The following is an 18,620-nucleotide window of genomic DNA, read 5'->3' as shown; positions in this document are numbered from 1 at the left end:
TTAGTAATGTCTTATTATCAACTATATATGCGAGACCTTATATCTGGATTTTATAGGATAAGGCTTATATTTTGCTTCTTATGATGACCAGGCGCAACAGTTTACAACCTAACCCCCCAACATCTTGCGAACTGAGGGAAATGTGAGCAATTTGAATTCATCAAGCAATTCCTAACCTTCACAGTAAACACGCCCGGAATTGGAGCTCCTTCTGTCTACCGTAAGCTTTCCCAAAAACAGCAGTGGCCTAGGTGGAGCTAGAAGGCGTCGCCAAGTTCTGCTTGCTGCCAGGGTTTCGCGAAGACGAACAACTTTTCCCACGAGCGCCCTTGCTACGGAAAATTATCCAGTGCTACCCTGTCAACAAAAATATATGTTACGCCCTATATCTGGACTTTATAGCCTAGGGCTTATATACTTCACTTATCATGGCAACTACCTACCCCATTAGCTTCTCGGCGCAACTACGCCAACACCTTCGGGCGCTGCGGAAAAAGCGCGGCCTTACACAGGCGCAGCTTGGCGCTCTGGTTGGGGTGAGTCAGGTACGTATTGCCGAAATAGAGGCAAACCCTGGTTTGGTAAGTTTTGATCAGTTAATGCAACTACTCTCGATGCTCGGTGTAAGCATTGCCTTGAGTGATCCTCATGAAACACCTCCACGAAACATGATCCCTAACGAAGCCGAGAGAGGTCTCGGCTTCAGCAAGAACATGCGCCGACTCGCCAGCGGAGGCAGTCCCGGCCATGGCCCCAGCGACGAAATGCGTAAACTTGCCGACGAAGCCGGTCTCGGCCTTGGCTCCAGCGACGAAATGCGTAAACTTGCCAACGAAGCCGGTCTCGGCCTTAGCTCCACCGAACAGTTCCGCAAACTTGCTAGCAAGGCCGGTCTCGGCCTTAGCTCCAGCGAACAGTTCCGCAAACTTGCTAGCGAGGCCGGTCTCGGCCTTAGCTCCAGCGAACAGCTGCGCGAACTTGCCAGCGCGGCCGGTCTCGGCCTTAGCTCCACCGAACAGTTCCGCAAACTTGCTAGCGAGGCCGGTCTCGACCTTAGCTCCAGCGAACAGCTGCGCAAACTTGCCAGCGAGGCCGGTCTCGGCCTTAGCTCCACCGAACAGTTCCGCAAACTTGCTAGCGAGGCCGGTCTCGGCCTTAGCTCCAGCGAACAGCTGCGCAAACTTGCCAGCGAGGCCGGTCTCGGCCTTAGCTCCAGCGAACAGCTGCGCAAACTTGCCAGCGCGGCCGGCCTAGGTCTTGGCAAACTGAAAAAAGGTTCTTGGTGAGCCAGGCGCTGAATGTGTGGATGAATGGGATACTTGTCGGCATGTGGAGCGTCGACCGCAGCGCCCATACCTTCCGATACGAAGCATCATGGCTTGATTCGCCGCGCCGGCGATCATTGTCGCTATCGTTGCCCATCAGCAGCTCGCTTGAAATCAAGGGCGACGCAGTAAAAAATTACTTCGATAATCTATTGCCTGACAACGACAAAATACGCTCGCGTCTGGCCAAACGTTTCAATGCAAAATCAGATACTTTCGCTCTCTTAGAGGCGATCGGCCGTGATTGCGTTGGTGCCGTGCAATTGTTGCCCGATGGTGTGCTCCCCGACGGCTGGAATCGTATTAATTGCGAGCCCTTATCCAACGGAAAAATAGCGGATATTTTGCAAGCCATTCCTGCCGACGCTGGTCCGGCTCACAACGAAGACGAGCTGTTTCGGATTTCAATTGCAGGCGCCCAAGAAAAGACAGCTTTTACTCTCTGGAACGGGCAGTGGTGCCATCCAAGGGGATCAACGCCAACTACTCATATCTTCAAACTGCCGCTTGGATTTGTGCCACTCAAAGGGGCGGTACTGGATATGTCGAACTCTGTACAGAATGAGTGGTTATGCGCCCAAATCGTCGCCGCGTTTGGACTGCAGACAGCAACGACGTCGATGCTCACGTTTGGTGAACAGACCGTTCTTGTTGTGGAACGCTTTGATCGGGAATGGCGGGACGATGACAGTTGGATCGCCCGACTGCCACAGGAAGATTTCTGTCAGGCACTTGCCGTTCCGCCGGAAAAAAAATATGAAGAGCACGGCGGCCCCGGCATGCTTCAGTGCCTGCAACTTCTTCAAGGTAGCGTGGACAAAGACGACACGATGCGCTTTTTATTAACGCAGCTAATCTTTTTCCTGTTGGCCGCGTCGGATGGGCATGCGAAAAATTTCTCCATTTTTTTGGGACACGAAGACGCATATGAAATGACGCCGCTCTACGACATCCTGTCGGTCTGGCCCTACTTGGGCAAAGGTGCCCACCAACTCAGTCCGCAAAAAGCTGGAGCGGCCATGGCAATTCGGTCGAAGAACGCACACTACCGATTCAGAGATATGCATACACGCCACTGGCACCAGCTGGCAATGAAGAACGGCGGCCCAGTGATATGGAGCGCGATGGTGCTACTGGTGCTCAGCGTGGATGAGGTGCTGGCTAAGGTCGCGCCACAACTACCGATCAATTTCCAGGAACACACGTGGACCAGCATCGCTGAAGGCATGCGCGCCGAGGCCAAACGATTTCTTTCCGGAATCACTAAGGAACAACTGCCTGATATTCAATAAGTTCCGCCGGAACCCTAGAAAAGTCCGTCATCCCAATTGATCATCGCCAGTAAGTTAGCGCAGGTCTAACTCGTATGCCGTTCCGTTGCACCTGGAACCTCACTTTCCACGATTAAGAAATTGGCGCAGACTATTTGTGCGTGATCGTCCGCAATGGGTCGCTAGCAAACCTAAGCAGGCTTAGTAAGGGCACTAACAGGGCGTCCGTGTTTGTAGACGGACTGATGCCATGGCCCAGGCACTGCTTCCCGAAGACCTGTGCCCCTTAAGGCAGCTTATCTTCCGCCCCATCGCTCTGTAGCGGCGTGCTGTGTCAGATAGGTTGTCCAACGCCGCTTATAACTGACCGTAATGGCGCTTCAAGGTCGTCAGAAAGCGTCCTCGAACAGGTCCGCGCACTTCCAGAATATCGTCGCCTAAGCTATCGACTGTTGCCTTGAGGGCTAACTGAAAACGCTTCTCAGCAGGGTTGAATGGCACGCCGCGCCCCACAGGTATATCAATTCTCGCCAGCCAGTTATAGGGATACTGTTGCGCGTTCTTTTGGTGCGAAACGATGCAATCTTCTGGATACCACCAGTAAGGCGCTGGTCGCACAAGGACGCGCCGCGGATCCGAAGAAAATTTCACGGACAGCGTGGCGACTCCCTCGATCAATTCACCTTTTACCCCGGGTAGCCAGGATTCGTACTGCTGGCCAGGATAGCGCGAGCTAAACTCCACCGCAGCGTCGCGCGGAGGCTCGGCCTTTTCCTCCCACCAGCCGAGCTGCCATCGTTCCGGCATCTTGGACTCAGACCAGTCACCGAAGGTGCGCGATGCCGCAGGCTTCTCGCCGCTAGCAGCCTTGCGCGGATGTGGGTTGCGTTGAAGGTATTGCACGTCCGCGATGTGAAGTCGGTCCAGCTGCCTCCTGAACTCCTTTTCGTGTTCCTTACTCCCCACCGCGCGCGCGTGAATCGAGCTCAAGAAATCGGCGATTGCGGGATCGCCTGCCGGCAAATGAACAGCGGCTTCAATCAAGCGGTTTTCGTCCATGCCGTTTTCCGACAAATTCGCAGACCCGATCACCGCACCGCCGGCCGCGCCCCAAAACAGCTTGGCATGCAAGTTCTCGACGAAGTGCACCTCAACGTCCATGTTAAGCAAGGTCTCGATACTGGCTGGATTGGTGCTTCCTAATTTTGGCCAGCAATACAGCTGGATGCCCTTTAGATTGGACGGCAGCCACCTGGTCGGATCTTTACCCACGAATGCCACCGCGACAACGCGATCCTGGGAGGGATCGACAAGGACATCGTGTACAGCGGTGCGGATGGCGTTCGCGGAAAGTAGAGCACGCATGGATCGGCTTTCGAGTAAGGAAGAGCAACTATTTTAACCAACAATACATCAGCTGTCTCCACTCGAAGTAGATGTTCGGGAGTGATCCCGAATTACTTCGCCGCTCCATCGTGCCAGTTCTGAATACCTCAGACATGGCTCGACGAGAAGTAAGTTACCAGGTCGACTATGACGAGGCCCAAAATTGAAAGACTACACCTGCTATGCTGAGCCGAACGGCCGCCTCGGGCAAGGAGCGGACATTTGCATTTCCCAAGGATTTCAAACATGACACTGCCTAGACCACAGTTCCACCCTGTCGGTGCGTTTATGCTTGCTCTACTTCTTGCAGGTCTTTAGTTCTGCTGCGCGCTCGCGTTGCTTTCACCTAGCGTGAATGTACTGTCGAATCTGCTGGGTCATGCCCTCTTAGTTTGGGTTCCTATCGCATTCTGCGCTCTGACGTATGCACTGACTGTTGCCGATTCCTCACCTCGACTTGCAAGGTTGCTTCGTATTGCCGCTGCATCTACCTAGCGCCTTCGCTGGCATTCGCATCCGTTGCGTTCGTAGGTTCGTTTGGCTCGATTGGAAGATGTAATCGGCCCAGAAGCTGCCACGGCCATGCCCGCCCTGTAGGACCGTTATGCGTCGAGGCCGCCTTCATGACGTCTGCCTGATCTACACGAAGCCCAATAATGAAGTCGGCCGCTGGGCTGTGCGCTATCGTCAATTTCCAACGAGGATTGCAAAACTTATAACGGCTGCACGTAAGTAGTAGGCGAACTGTTACGCCAGTTTACGCGCCAAGTGCGGACTAAGCTCTCTCACTTTGGCTTTCACGACAGCCATTCAACAATCCAATTTACGTGTCAAATCAACGCTTTACGCATCGCACTCGAAACCGCGAAGTAATGTCAACGCGAAAGCAAAGGCCCACTGCCCTAGTCAGGCCCATCGAAAAACCCAGTCTGTTGACGTTGAATCGCAGCCACGACTGCTCTCAAGACGCCTACTCCTTAGTGTGACAATATGTGCATTTTCGATGCTGGGAATGCTCTAAACTGCTCAGCTTGATGCCAAAATTTCAAAATTACATTAGGCATACCCCGTTTTTACGTGGTCGACAATGCGTTGCGGTTCAGGCAAATCGACAGAAGTGCCCTCAATATTTTTTTCGATGTTTAAACTTCCGAGATGGCAGTATTAGTTTCGAAAGAGGAACTCATAATGGATATGATCGGATTAAGTACCTATAATTTATACGTACCTTTTGTATTTGGTGACTTCCAATATCTGGTTAAACAAAGAATCCATGATTAAATTCCTCGCTATGTCATCTACTCTAACCTTGCTGCTTTGCGCGTGTGGCGGTGGAGGTAGCAGTTCGCAAAATGCAGCACCAGTACAAATAGGGAACACAGCGCCGCCGGTAACTAGTGTCCCGACACCGCCAATTAACGCTCCTGCCGAATCGATTACTCTTGGTGGTACAGTATCGGCGTCGTATGGTGATGGATTACAACTTATGCTGGGGGACGAGACTATTAGCGTTTCCGCTAACGCGACTAACTTTATGTTTTCAACTAAATTAACCGAAGGTAATTCGTACGTTGTGAGCATCGCCAGGCAACCACTTGGTGCAAAAATCTGTTCACTGCAGAACGGGGCCGGCAAAGTAGGAAAGATGAATATCAGCGATATCAATGTTATCTGTCGCTCCACCAAAGCAATGGCTACGGAGTTCGCAAGCGTGTACACCCCGCATGGAGTGGTGCTTGACCCTTTCGGTACCGTGTATGTTACGTCAGGAAATGCCCTACGTAAAATTTCGGCCAATGGCGCAGTGGAGTTAATCGGCGTTGCACATGGCTTCGGTGGTTATGTCGACGGAGCACCTAGCATTGCACGGTTCAATTCGCCGATGGGCCTAGCGTCGGATTCGAAGGGCAATATATATGTAGCTGATTCTGGCAATAATGTCATTCGTAAAATTGACTTAGCGGGTAACGTTTCGACATTGGCCGGGAGTACTCAGGCAGGGGCGGACAACGGAAGCGCTTCAATAGCAAGTTTTAGAGGGCCGAGGTCTGTTGCCGTCGATTTGGCTGGTACAGTGTACGTCGCTGATACCGGAAATTATATGATCCGTAAGGTCATGCCTGATGGCACAGTGTTGGCCTTCGCCGGTATGGGTATGCCAGGAAGCCGCGATGGGACGGGTATTAATGCAATGTTCGGCGCCGTTGAAGGAATCGCAACTGATAAAAACGGAAATGTATGGTTAGCTGATACTTCTAACCGCTTAATCCGGAAGATCTCTGCAGAAGGCGTTGTGACTACAATTGCGGGCAAGGTTACGGTCGATTCCTCCCCCGATGTGGATGGGTATGCTACGGAAGCGCGCTTTCATTTTCCGATGGCTCTAGCAGTTGATTCAGAAGGATATGTTTTTGTCACCGGAAATGGATTTCTAAGACAAATTGGTCCTGATGGATTGGTTTCCACTTATACAATTGCTGGCACGCCGGGCTATCGTGACGGATTTGCGCCTCCGACTCCATTCACAACTAGTCGTGGAATAACTATTGACAAGCAGGGTAATATATATATCACTGAAGGGAATCTTGATATTATTCGGAAAATCGTGCCGTACTGATGGCTTAACTCCCCTACGATGGCTACACCGATTTCGCGGACTACGCATCGGCACGAGCGACGCGCAGACATCCCCCAAGCGTTCCATTCGCTTGCCTGCTCGCTCACCTGTTGGGCGGTATGTCCAACGGTTTTGTTAGACGTTTTTAGGACAGCGGCGCTCTGGGTGTTCGTCTATCCCCCAGACACAGTAGCAGTCGGTAGGCGCGGCGCCGGCCTTTGGCAATACCGTTAGCGCAATAAGCCACAGTCCCAGTCTCAATGTGGATCCTAGGGTTGCGAAGTAACACAGACGATATGCCGATCCATGACACGTGGTGAGGTGACGTAGAAAGACATCACCACTTCTTACCGCCACCGGTCATCGCGATCAGGCCGCGTAGGTCTTGAGCTCCATTCAAGAGGTAGGCGATGCCTCGGTGCAAATGAATCTTAAAGAACTGCGGCAGTTGGTCCTCCGTGACACCATCCTCATGCGCGCGTTGACGCACAACTGCGGTAATCGCCTCGTCGAGTGTGCCAGCAAACGTCTTCCAACTCATCTCGACATTGCTGTCGGTGATGATTTCCTCGTGCGGCGGTACGGTCCTTTCGGCCAGCGAGGTCAACAAGGCCCAGCGACATAGCACGTTCCATTGCAAAATGCCGGTACGACGCTTGAGGGTCAACAGTTGGTGCTTCGCTTTTTCGGAGACGCGCACGTCATCGATAATCATAACAATGCCTCAGCAAACGAAAAATAACCTGGCCAGATTTGCGAACTTTGCTGCTCTTCGCTATATTCAATCACGTATTCCTGCGAGATCGAGCGCTCGAGCTTAGCGTGCAGCTCCTCGTCGATTTCCTGGTCGGTCGACAGCAGAATGACCTGGTGACTTGCCTTCGGGAAGTAGTTCTTGACGAGCTTTTGCCGATGTTGCCCGTCCAAACGACCGAGCGGCGTATCGATGATGGCTGGCAGCGAACGCCCTGACGCCCGGCTCAAGCCCCACAGGATCGACACCGCCAACAATTGACGCTCTCCGGCCGAGAGTTGATGGCTCGGGATTTGATGGCCAGCATGATCGAACAAGGCTAGACGAAAATCGACCGGCGAGATCTCGATGCGCTCGAACATTTTCGGTTTGCGCGTGATGCTTTGGAAGCTCTCCAGGATCAAGCCGGATAGACGTTTGACGTTCCGTTGCAGGACCGCCTCCCGGTAGCTACGCAAGGTCTTCTCGACCTGGCCAAGATGACGCTGCACCCGCTCATTCGTCTTATGCTTCAGGTCTTGATCGGCTAATTCGAGCATGCGGTTTTGCAATTCCCGCTCGGCCTGGGCCACTGTCTTGACCGCATCGTCGTGTTGTTGCTGAAGCAGGTCCGCCGCGCCCAACGCTTGCTGAAGCAGCTGTTCTTGCTTGACCACACGCTCGCGCAATGGCGCCAAGGTCTCGGGATTGGGCATCGCGGCCAGCGTACGGTCCAAATCGTTGACGCGTTCAGCCAGCTGCTGTTCGCGTACTAATTCCTCGCCTAAGTCCGCGTGCAGCGCTGTGAAGTGCTCCTCCGTATACATGGCAAGCGCTTCCGGCCGCAGGTGCAAATACGCCGGCATCTGGGCCGCAGCTGCGCGTTGCTCACGGTCGCGCGCCAATTGCGCTGCTAACGCATCGCGTGTCGCGGCGCTGACGTCGTTCTGGGTTAACCAGCCGAGCACATCGGCATCGCGTGCGCTCATCTCCTGCACGATCGCGGCGGCCACGTGCGCGTTGCTTTCGATGGACAACTGAGTGCGCGCGGTGCGCATCAAATTCTGTACAAGCAATAAAGGCGCTTGACCACCGGCGATCTTGTCGCGCAGGTGCTTGTCGTGCGCCTCCTTCTGTTCGCGCGCTAGTTCGAGCTGGGCTTTAAACACCGCCGCTTGCTCGGCCAACGCACCGCCTTGTTGGCGGTAGCTTTCTTCGGAGACCTTCAGTTCGCCCGCGATTGCTTCCGTCACCGTCTTCTGCTGCTTGAGCTGAGCTTCGAGCTCCGCCATTTTGTCCCTCAGCAGCTCCAACGCTTGTTGGTTGGCTTTGATGAGCGCCTGCGCTTCCGGGTGAAGCTGATCCACGCGACGGCGGCGTTCCAGGACTTTGATGTCGGCTATGAGCCGCTCAACGACGTCCAAACCGAGCAGCGCCTGAATGCCAGTACGGATGATGGCCGCGGCCGATTGCTCGTCGGCCAGCGCTTCGATTTTTTCGCCATCGAAGAAAAAGAGTTCGGAGATCTGCGAAGGAATAAAATCCTCAACAAACTCGCTCCAACGCTCCGACAACATAGCGTCAAGCACACCATCGCGGATCACTTCGAGTTTTTCGCGCACGTTCTCGGTGCGACCGTTCCAACTGCGTTTGACCCGGATGGTCTGCCATTTTCCTTCGCGGTGATGCTGGAACTCGAGTTCAAGCCCGGCTCCCTCATGTGGCGAGACGTAGCGGTTGATACAGCTGCGTAAAAAATCCGGGTAGGCCATGTTGCCGCGCGCGGTGCAGCGCGCATGCTTGCCGTACAAAACCAATTGCAGACCGTCGAGAAAGGTGGTCTTGCCGGAACCGTTGAGTGCACCGAACAAGACGATTGGTCGGCCCTGCCCTGGCATCAGATCAACCTCGTGACGTCCTTTATAGATGCCGAAGTTGTGCAGGACAAATTCTTTAAACAGCATGGTTTACTCTTCTTCTACGGTGAGTTCGGTGTCGCCTTGCAGTACCGGGACAATCTGGAAAACAGGGCGCAAGAATTCCACTTCGATGCCCTTGGCTTTTTGCACGCTGAGCGAGCGGTGGATCGCGAACTCCAGGGCTTCACCCTCGCCGGTGAAGGCGTGATACTCGAGCACTTCGTTGAGTTCGTCAAACAGCCCGGCCCGGCGCGCCGCATGTTGATACTTGCCCTCGACGGCCAGCAGTTGACGCACCAAGTGAAAATGCAGCTGGTCCGGATCGCCCTCTTCGGCGGCGATCTGACGTAGCAATTCGATGTCGCCCGCGTTAAATACCTGACTCTCGTCGAGTTTGGGTTCGGGATACGGCTGGCCCATCGCTTCCTCATAGATGCGCGGTACGCTATCTTCGATTTCGTGCTTTTCGAACAGCCAAATCCGGCGGATCTCTTCCAAATCTTCAATCGTAAACAGATCGAACTTCACGTTCTCGGGCGCCCGCTCGTGCACTTCCTTCTGCGCTTTGAGCAGTTCGCGCAGCAGCTCTTCACGGTAGGTTTGCTTGTACGGCCCGTGCACCAATTGATAGAGCTTGCCGTCGGATCCGCGCGACACGTCTGGACCTTCCTTGCTCACTTCCATCAAGGTGAGACGACCATCCATGCGGCGGAACTCACGCAAGTGACGATCGTCGGTCGTGAGCAGCTTTTGGTTACGCAGTTTTAGCAGCGGCGCCATCCACTCCTTCTCGCTGTCGTTCTGGATCATGGCGTCCATCGATTTGTCTTGCGACACCATCGTGCACACATAGCAGCCGAAGCGACTGTCGCCACAGCTCGGTGTGGTGGAGTCGACCACCAAGGGGCACTCGCCGTCGGCCGTGGCGCCTTGGTACATTCCGAGCAGCTCGTTGTTGTCGAAGCCCCAGGGATTTTTTTCCTGCATCAGGTAGATCCAGACGTCGTCGTTGGTCCAGTCCTCGATCGGCGTAAACACCCAGCTGCGATCGAGTTGTCCGTTCCGATTGAGCCACTCCCGGGTGCTCCCTTCATGCCGCTTCATCGAGGCAGCGCGCGAGGTGCTCTCCGCCTTGCGGGTGCCCAGGACAACGATCGCCTCGCCGTTTTGCTGTTCGAGCTTTTTGATGAAATTGTTCGACGGGCTGATTTTTAGGCGGCTGGTGCACCAACGGAATTTTGGGCGCGGGGCTGGATAGCCTTTACCGATCAAGTTGACCCAGAACCGGTCTTTGACCTCGGGCGTCAAACGGTGCGGTTTAATTGGCAGCGCTTGCTCTTCGGCGGCTTTACCCATGACCTCGAGAGAGTGCGCCACCCACTGGGCGACAATTGGATTTTCCACCAGGGTGTCGGTGCTGATAACGTGCACATCCTTGTGCAGTTGCTCCGGAGCGAGCTGACGCAGCGCCTTCCAGATCAGCTGCAAGGTCGCGGTCGAATCTTTGCCGCCGCTATAGCCGATCACCCAGGGAATGGTATCGCTCAGGTAGAGAGCTTTCACGACCTCCGTGCGCTCGGCAACAGTCAGCTTGAACCCTTTTTCGGCGAAGGCCGAGGCGGATGCGGGTTTCTTAGTGTCCATGGTGTCCTCGAAGGAAGGCATCCTCGGTCCGCTGCTCGTCCGGCCCCAAAGGAATCTGTAAATGTTTTTTGAGTTGATTGATCGTCAGCGCCACGTTATTCGACGCTTTCGAGATCGTCCCGCCGACCATCGCGCGCCCTTCCCAGGTGCGCGCGTTCGCGCGCGACCAATCCAGCGTGCTCAAAGGATTCAGGATGTCGTTCCAGGTCGACTTCGGTCGGCGCAGCACATGGTTGCCCACCGCGCCGATCGCCTGCAGCGCCACCGAGTGCGAGTGGATGCAATCGCGGCGCACATCCCCCGCACTCAAGCGCGCCTCTTTTACACGCTGCCATTCCGGAATGTGGGCGCTGACGGTATCCCAGTAGTCGGCGCACAGTTGGGCGGTCTCGTCCGTATTGGAGGTATCGACGCCGTCCAGTAAGGCCGTGTTGGCCGAATAGATCGCGCTGAGCGTAAACAGTTTGCGGGAGCGCTCGGACAAGGTATTCTTTTCCATCTCGACCATGTCGCAGAAGAACTTCGACTTCAGTACGATCAGTTTCGTGAGCTGTGAGCGCAGGTCACGATGATCGTACAACAGGCCGAGCGAGCGGCTTGGACGGATCGCGTGACGGTTCAAATCCGCAAACATCTGCTGACAGCGCTCGAGACCGGGATCGACGAAGAACACGACGGCAATGGTTTCGTCGCCCAAGCCTGGTTCGGATTTCAACGCTAGCTCAATCGCGGCGCGGCGATGCTGGCCGTCGTTGATGATGAAGCGTGACTGCATATTCACGTGCAAAGTTCCGAGCAGGCTGCCGTGGGTGGTCCCAGTTGCTGGCACAAAGCGTACACCGCCATCGACCGATGCCGTGATGGCGGAAAACGTGTAGCTCTGGCGGTTGCCAAGGATGTATTCCGCGATTTCGGGCACCCGTCCCTTGTTCAGGGTACGCTGGGCGCGCAACTCGGGATTGAGTTCGTCGTCGTCGAACAGAAAAATCTTGGGGATCAAGCGCAAGGGGCACATCGAGACGTAGTATTCACGTCCCGATTGCACCCCTTTGATGGACGGGAATACGTATTCGAAGGCGCCGTTCATGGATGGGTAACCGGTTGTTTGTGCTATTATAACACAAACAAGCTCTTTCAAAAACGCAAACTATGTCTGTTTATCTCGACTGCAACGCCACCACGCCGGTCGAGCCGGCGGTGTTGGAGGTGATGCTTCGCTATCTAGCTGAGGAGTACGGCAACGCCGGCAGTCGTACCCATGAGTTCGGTGTTCGCGCGAAACAAGCCGTGGAGCGGGCGCGTGAACAAGTTGCCGCGGTAGTCGCGGCGCGCCGCGACGATGTGATTTTTACGAGTGGCGCCACGGAGAGCAACAACATCGCGTTACTCGGCTTGGCTGGCCATGCCGACAGCGCCAGTCGGCGTCATATTGTGTCAACGACCATCGAGCACAAGGCGGTGCTCGAGCCGCTCGAGCACTTGCGCACGCTTGGCTTTGACATCACCTTGGTAGCGCTGGACTCGACGGGACGAATCGATGCGCAAGCGATCTTGGCCGCGGTACGGTCAGACACCTTGTTAGTGAGCGTCATGCATGCGAACAATGAGACCGGCATCGTACAACCAATCGAAGTGATCGCGGCCGGCTTGCCAGACGAGGTGTGGTTTCACGTCGATGCTGCGCAGACCTTCGGCAAACTGATCGATCCACTCCAGAACCCACGCATTGACCTCATCAGTATCTCGGCGCACAAAGTGTATGGCCCGAAAGGCGTGGGCGCCCTGATTAGTCGTCGGCGGTTAGGGAACCGTCCTCCGATGGCACCTTTGATGTTCGGTGGCGGACAAGAACGAGGCGTACGCCCGGGTACCCACCCGGTGCATTTGATCGCTGGGTTCGGCGTTGCGGCGCAGTTCGCGCTCCGCGACCACGCGCAGCGCACGGCCACGTGTCTGCGCTTTCGTGACGATGCGGTGACGGCAGTGCAACAACTGGGTGGCCAGATCAACGGCGCCGAAGAACACTGTCTGCCACATGTACTGAACGTTTCTCTGCCAGGATTGAATTCCGAGGCGGCGATGGTGTCGCTGAAAGGAATGCTGGCGCTGTCGAATGGGTCTGCGTGCACGTCGACAAGTTATGAACCCAGCCACGTCTTGGTGGCAATGGGACTGGATCAAGAGCGGATCGACAGCGCGTTGCGCTTGTCGTGGTGCCACGCGACGCCGGCGGTTGATTGGCAACACGTATGTCAGGTTCTGCGCCGCATGATGTAGAAAACCGCGCCGGCGGGCCAACCTCAGCAGGACGCCGGCAACGTGAGCATTGCCTCAACAAGCCCCCATGCTTAGCTCTTAGCTGAGATGCTGTTGCGGCGCTGCGAGCAGTGCAAGCGCCCTGCCCCTATGCTTGTCAATTCCATCCATGAAGCGGGTTGCTACGCTCTTCGCTTGACCTTGAGGAGCCAACCTCGTCGGCTTCTAGCGGGCTTCGCGCAGTTAAACAGCTTCGCTGGACGCGTTGTCGAAGAAGCGCTCGCATTTCGGACACACGACATTCGATAGCGACTCAGCCCTGGTTCGATGGTAAGTCCAATAGTGTCCGTTTTTGAATAAGCGCGCACCGCAACCGTAGCAGTTGGTTCTGACCGAGACCAGTTGGCATGTTCGGCAGCCCAGCTCCCACTTTTCTTTACCGGCCTTCGTGGTGCTGTACTTCAAACGCACTTCGGATGCATCCACGCCGCGTCCGCAACCAATGCACAGCGCATCAGTCCATTGCCAGCCGCTGTCGTCGCGCAGATAGTTGCTCGCCTCCTGAAACATCATTCCGAACAATCTGTGGAGGTTGTCGATGGTCGACCCGTTCACGCGTCGCGGGGAAAGACGGATCGCACCGCGCTCGTGATTATGCAGCTGGCCGTAGTCTGAGCCTCGCCCCCAGGTCAACGGTGAAGTGCGTTGTTGAGCATGCTCTTCACATGGGTGGAGGATGAAAACAGAATTTTCCCCGCCCTCGGAATAATTTTTCCGGACGCATAATTCTTCAAGGAGTTCAGCAAGTTCGCCGGGACGCCATCGTTCGCGGAATTTAGCGTCCATCACAAATCGCGTGGTCGTGCTGTCCCCGCTGTCGAACCATTGCAGCGGTTTAGTCTTAGTTTGTTCGTAGAGCGGAACCGTGAGATCGAACACAAAATCCGGGCGGCGCTTGTTCGTCAATACTTTTTCATAGATCAGCGTCGCCGCCCAGCGTCCTGCGCCTGTGAGCGCTAGGGAGATGTCGTGAGAACGTCCAAGGACGCCGTCCACCAAGGTTTTTTGCCATCCCTTGCTCGGTTCAAACCCAAAGCCGTCGCGGAGAACCTTGATCATTTGAAGCAAGCACCATTTCTCGTAGAGGTTTGACACGTTAACCAAGCCCATGTCCTCGACATCCATCATTGCATCAAGGACGTCGTCTTCGGTTCCAGCCAAATTGTTGAGCTTGTTGTAAGCCGTCTTCAGCGCGAAATAGCGCGGGTTGCGCACATAGGTCATCGACTGCGGGAGCGTCGAACTGATTCCGATGTTTAGCGTGCGAAAGAGCCGTCCGAGCTTGCGCAGACGGCTGTCCAACGCATCCAACTCATCGAGTGTTTCACCGAGCGCGCCAGCGCGCGCTTTCTGAGCCGCGGCCCGCACCGCAAGCGCTTTCGATTCGTGTTGAAGCTCTTGCCGCTCCCTGGGCGTCAACGGCATACGCCAGCTATTGGCTGCTAGCGCATCCATTCGTTTGCGCGATTCGTCTGCAGCAGTCGGGCCTACAAACTCAATGCGCTCAATATGGTCGAATTCGATCGTATAAAATTTCTTCCCATTCTTGTCGTATGCGGCTGACTTCGTCAGCGATCCAAGCAATTTGATGCCGCGCTGGCCGTTTTGGCTGAGCTTTGCGACGTGCGTCCCAATTTGTTTGGGCAGCGTGACCATGCAATACGTTCCAAATGTCTCCTTGAAGTCCTCGCCGTCGAGTTCGATGCAGTTAAACCTCCGACCGTCCGGCTCGATAACATTCGATTCCTGACTTTTTGGCTTGATTGGGCGCAGCTTGAAGGTATATCCTTGAACTGGACGCGTACGGGGCGGACGTCGCGCTGCATCCTGTTCATTGACAGACTGGCGCGCGGCCGCAAGCTCCGACTCGAACTTGGCGAGTTCACTGCGAAACACCGCTTCGTCGACGATGTTGAATTGTTGCGACGCGATTTCAGCCGCGCTCGCCAAATGCTGCTGCGCCCTGGTTTCCAAGCCGGACTTTTGCGCAAGCGCCATGCGTTGAAGCTGTCCCACCATAAATCGCATCTTGTTGACGAGATGGTGGGCGTAACGGTTCACCGCCGTATCCTTGAGTTCAGCGAAACCTCTACTGCTCAGCTGTCGGGCGCAGCCGCGCACCGCCACCTCCCTGAACGTCGCGACAATCGGCCGCACCGATCTCAGGGGACGCAATTCCACGATCTCCTTGAGCTCGACCTCCATCCGTTCGCCGATCCGCTCAGCCGCGCTGGTGAACTCGCGTATCTGGTGCAAAAGCTCTTGACCTAAGACGCTCGGCGCGTTTTTGCCCACCTTACCTTGCACAACCCCGCGAGGATCAAAAATCAGCGCCCACAGGTCGCTCTTAAAATCGCTCAGATACGCCTCGAGCTCGTCGGTTGTGAAGTTAAGACTATGGTTGCGTATGGTGAGCAGGCGCCCTTGCAGGTGGAGCCGCGCCGTCCCCACGGTGCGCTGCAGTCGGGAATGGTAGCGCCGGCGCTCCGGATCCCAACCGCTGTTTTCGATCCACCAGGTGCAGCCGTTGCGTGGATCGACGATCGCCAGCAGCTCTTCGCGCGCGCTTTCGTCGACAAGGAAATAGGGCGGATGGGTCAGCTGCACGTCAAGAACACGGAACCCAAGCCGCAAGCGCGCGGCTTTGAACACCTGCGTGTCGATGCTCCACGCGCCTTCTTGCTCTTCAACGGGAATGGAATCAACGCTCGCCGAAAGCCGCTGAACGGTGTCGCGGTCGAGCCATGCAACGTCAAGGTAGCGAGCCTCGAACGGAACCGCGTTCATGTCGACCAATAATTGACGATGCCGTCGTTGGCCTCGGCCGTCTCGATCACCCGCGTCAGCTCATCCACGCAATAGGCGGTGCGCCAACCGAGGGCGTCGGCGTCGATCTCGTTGGCGAGATAATCACGCATGCCCTGCAGCAGCGCGCTCTTGGGGTGGCCTCGCCTGCTCTTTTTTTGTCCGTCGAACATTAGCTTCGGCAGCACTTTGTGAATCACGAAATTGTTGCGCACGAGCGCCTCACTGGCGCCAAGCCTTCGCAATTCATTGGCGTAGTTGGCGCCTTGCCTTACCGTACGCAACCCGACTTCAATCCCTAGATCATTCAGGTAGTCTCGCGTCAGGGCGAAAACAAACTGCACGAAAGCGTCGCTTCGGTCGAGCTGCGGATACGGCCCCCTTTCTCCAAGCTGGGCTGCGATGAGACGCAACGGCGTAGTGAGATCAAGGTCGAATTGCTCGACCTCCAGTTCAAGCGCGTCCCAATCTTGCAGCAGAGGGCTTTCAAAACGCACAATGTGCGCCCGGTCGAGGATTTTTGGAGAAAGATAGTGAGTAGTGTCATCCACATTAATCGCGCCGATGATCCGCACATTCGTCGGGAAAGTAAACGTGGACGGGGACTCGACCAGGTTTCCAAGCGACCGGCGCAAATGCGCATGATGCTTTAGCAGGGACTCGCCGCTGCCGAAGCCGCATGTTTCGCGCAGTCGCTGGTGGACGCGTTCGTCCTTCAGCATCTCCACGAAACTGTCGAGGTCGCCGCCTTCGCCGCCGTTGGCTTCGCGCGCCAAACTGATAAACGTCTTGTACTCGCTCAGCGCATGGGCCTGTTCAGTGTTGGCGTACAGTTGGAGTTCCAGAGGGGCGCCGCGCTCTTCCAACAGACTGAGAAAGTCTGCAAAATAATATTCGACCCGCGCCAGATTCATCTCATCAAGACACAACAGATAGGGCGTTTCGGGGTTTCGCGCCGCTTCCTTCAGCGCCTCCAGGAATGGCGTCGAAAGATACCGCTTCTCGATCGGGTTGTAATAGCCGAGCAGATCTTCAGCGCTGTTCCAGTTAGGTTTGACCGGAACGATGACCGCTTTGCCGCCGATAGCGTCGGCGAACGATTTCACCAGATGCGTTTTTCCAGAACCGGAGTCGCCTGCCAGCACAATCAAATCATTGGTTCGCAGCAGCGCCAGGAAATCCAGAAGCACCGCTTGGCGATAAAAAATCCCTTTGTTATGCAGATACGCCTGGATGTAGCGCGCCGCAGTCTGCAAGTCGCCGCTGAAGACCTCGTCGAACACGTGTCCCGCCGCATCGGCGGCCGTACTAGGCGGGCCAATCAGCGCCTCCAGGTTGTCGACGTCGATCAGATCCAGCGCCAACAGCTCCTTTGCGCGTTGCTCGACGAAAGCGCGAAGCCGGCTTAAGCGGCTATTGATGACGGTGACGCCGCTGTCGTACCGGCTTTTCGCCAGCTGCAGCGCTTCATTCGCGCTTGCAATCGAAGCCGTCACAGCGGCTCGCTCGCTGCCTGCAGCCTCGAGGTCGGCTCGCAGCACTGCGCTAGTTTCGTTTAACTGCTGAATTTCGACGGCCAGCTCGCGGTTTCCCGCCTCGAGCACGCGCTTTTCCTGTTCAAGCTCCGCAGTGTACTGTTGCCTGAGCATTGAAACGATCGATTCCTCCAGGTGCACCCTGCCGTCGAGCTCCAAGCTGTCGATGCGCCACTCGCGCGGCAAGGCGGTCAGACGGTTCACGCTTCCCGACACCGCAGTCAAGGCGAAAGGATTGCCCTGCTTGTCACGCTCTTCCAGAGGCGACAGCGCGCTTCGCGCACGCACCCAGGGCTCTTCGTCTGGCGCCGGGGACAATCGCTTGACATCCGCAGGCCGAACGAACACGCGAGGTCGAAGTCCCTGTCCTTCATGAGGAAACTGAAGCGGCGCGCCGTCTTTGACGCTGCGCAGATCAATAAGGAAGTGCAGGAGGTTTCCCGTCTTCCCTTGCACTGTAGTCAGTCGTCCCACAACGTCAAGCGCGTCCTGATCTTCATACGTCCAGGAAGCTTTGAGCATAGCAATGAGCTCATCGTCAGGTTTCGATGAGATGTCGTTGTTCGAGATTGCTTTGATTATTTTGCGTTCGTCATCTGCTTCAGCCATGAGTCCACCGTGCGTCAAATTAATCGTTGCCTGCACCGGTTATTTTAAGCGCCAATTGCTGAGCTGGGCTCAAGAAATTGCTTCAGACAATGTGCCAGTTCGAATCAGAAATTTTCATGGCTCGTGGAATGTGCATGCAAGTACAGCTCAAGCGTTGTCGCCAGATGACAAGGAATGATCGTTGGTGATGCGAAATGGATGGATCATCCGCGGCTGATGCATCGCGCCGCCAGCATCGCAGAGGCGCTGTGCTCGTCTGGGCGCGCACGCGACGCTTGCTGCACGCTTAGAATGATCTTCCGATCCGTGAACGTATGGCGGCGCTGCGTCACGCCGTTGGGGCGTCCACGAAAATCGACCGGCGAGATCTCGATGCGCTCGAACATCTTGGGTTTGCGCGTGATACTTTGGAAGCTCCCAAGATTAAGCCCGATAGGCATTTGACGTTCCGTTGCGGGAC

The 18,620-nt window shown here is 55.7% G+C and carries 12 protein-coding genes; 4 read left to right on the top strand and 8 right to left on the bottom strand.

The window, feature by feature from the left end; translation table 11 throughout:
- Positions 1-428: 428 nt before the first annotated feature.
- Both NRS07_RS19935 and NRS07_RS19930 read left to right on the top strand, forming a co-directional pair.
- A complete protein-coding gene (locus NRS07_RS19935) occupies positions 429-1,286 on the top strand; it encodes a helix-turn-helix domain-containing protein (RefSeq protein ID WP_259213907.1) in 858 nt (285 codons plus the stop codon).
- Complete coding sequence (locus NRS07_RS19930) at positions 1,280-2,617, top strand: HipA domain-containing protein (RefSeq protein ID WP_373889887.1); 1,338 nt, start codon at positions 1,280-1,282, stop codon at positions 2,615-2,617. The genes NRS07_RS19935 and NRS07_RS19930 overlap by 7 nt, the downstream gene beginning before the upstream one ends.
- Before the next feature lie 336 nt (positions 2,618-2,953).
- Here NRS07_RS19930 and NRS07_RS19925 read toward each other — a convergent pair whose 3' ends face one another.
- On the bottom strand, positions 2,954-3,961 hold the full coding sequence (locus NRS07_RS19925; RefSeq protein ID WP_259213906.1) for a phospholipase D family protein: 1,008 nt from the start codon (positions 3,959-3,961) through the stop codon (positions 2,954-2,956).
- Between the two features lie 1,294 nt (positions 3,962-5,255).
- On the opposite strand from NRS07_RS19925, the gene NRS07_RS19920 reads away from it, so the two are divergent.
- Complete coding sequence (locus NRS07_RS19920; RefSeq protein ID WP_259213904.1) at positions 5,256-6,599, top strand: hypothetical protein; 1,344 nt, start codon at positions 5,256-5,258, stop codon at positions 6,597-6,599.
- 337 nt (positions 6,600-6,936) lie between these two features.
- Here NRS07_RS19920 and dndE read toward each other — a convergent pair whose 3' ends face one another.
- Genes dndE through dndB form a run of 4 tightly spaced genes read right to left on the bottom strand, consistent with a single transcriptional unit; the run spans position 6,937 to position 11,982 of the window.
- Complete coding sequence (dndE, locus tag NRS07_RS19915; RefSeq protein WP_259213903.1) at positions 6,937-7,314, bottom strand: DNA sulfur modification protein DndE; 378 nt, start codon at positions 7,312-7,314, stop codon at positions 6,937-6,939.
- Positions 7,311-9,296 (bottom strand): DNA sulfur modification protein DndD, encoded by a 1,986-nt coding sequence (gene dndD, locus NRS07_RS19910; protein WP_259213901.1) that lies wholly within the window; start codon positions 9,294-9,296, stop codon positions 7,311-7,313. Before dndD ends, dndE begins: the two co-directional genes overlap by 4 nt.
- Positions 9,297-9,299: 3 nt before the next feature.
- The gene (gene dndC, locus NRS07_RS19905) at positions 9,300-10,895 is read right to left on the bottom strand and encodes a DNA phosphorothioation system sulfurtransferase DndC (RefSeq protein WP_259213899.1); all 1,596 of its coding nucleotides are present in this window, start codon (positions 10,893-10,895) and stop codon (positions 9,300-9,302) included.
- Positions 10,885-11,982 carry a DNA sulfur modification protein DndB gene (gene dndB / locus NRS07_RS19900; protein ID WP_259213898.1) on the bottom strand — a complete coding sequence of 366 codons (1,098 nt, stop codon included), beginning with the start codon at positions 11,980-11,982 and terminating at the stop codon, positions 10,885-10,887. Before dndB ends, dndC begins: the two co-directional genes overlap by 11 nt.
- Before the next feature lie 62 nt (positions 11,983-12,044).
- On the opposite strand from dndB, the gene dndA reads away from it, so the two are divergent.
- Positions 12,045-13,172 carry a cysteine desulfurase DndA gene (dndA, locus tag NRS07_RS19895; RefSeq protein WP_259213897.1) on the top strand — a complete coding sequence of 376 codons (1,128 nt, stop codon included), beginning with the start codon at positions 12,045-12,047 and terminating at the stop codon, positions 13,170-13,172.
- 222 nt (positions 13,173-13,394) lie between these two features.
- Here the strand turns inward: dndA and NRS07_RS19890 are convergent, their stop codons facing one another.
- From NRS07_RS19890 to NRS07_RS19880, 3 genes are all read right to left on the bottom strand, one after another.
- Positions 13,395-15,998 (bottom strand): hypothetical protein, encoded by a 2,604-nt coding sequence (locus NRS07_RS19890; protein ID WP_259213896.1) that lies wholly within the window; start codon positions 15,996-15,998, stop codon positions 13,395-13,397.
- On the bottom strand, positions 15,995-18,160 hold the full coding sequence (locus NRS07_RS19885; RefSeq protein ID WP_259213895.1) for an McrB family protein: 2,166 nt from the start codon (positions 18,158-18,160) through the stop codon (positions 15,995-15,997). The genes NRS07_RS19890 and NRS07_RS19885 overlap by 4 nt, the downstream gene beginning before the upstream one ends.
- A gap of 203 nt (positions 18,161-18,363) precedes the next feature.
- Positions 18,364-18,600 (bottom strand): hypothetical protein, encoded by a 237-nt coding sequence (locus tag NRS07_RS19880; RefSeq protein WP_259213894.1) that lies wholly within the window; start codon positions 18,598-18,600, stop codon positions 18,364-18,366.
- Between the last annotated feature and the right edge of the window lie 20 nt (positions 18,601-18,620).

Origin of the sequence: Massilia sp. H6 (genome assembly GCF_024802625.1) — a bacterium.
Lineage (GTDB): Bacteria > Pseudomonadota > Gammaproteobacteria > Burkholderiales > Burkholderiaceae_D > Telluria.
Note: the sequence above shows the minus strand (reverse complement) of the source record. Positions and strands in the feature narration are given on the sequence as shown.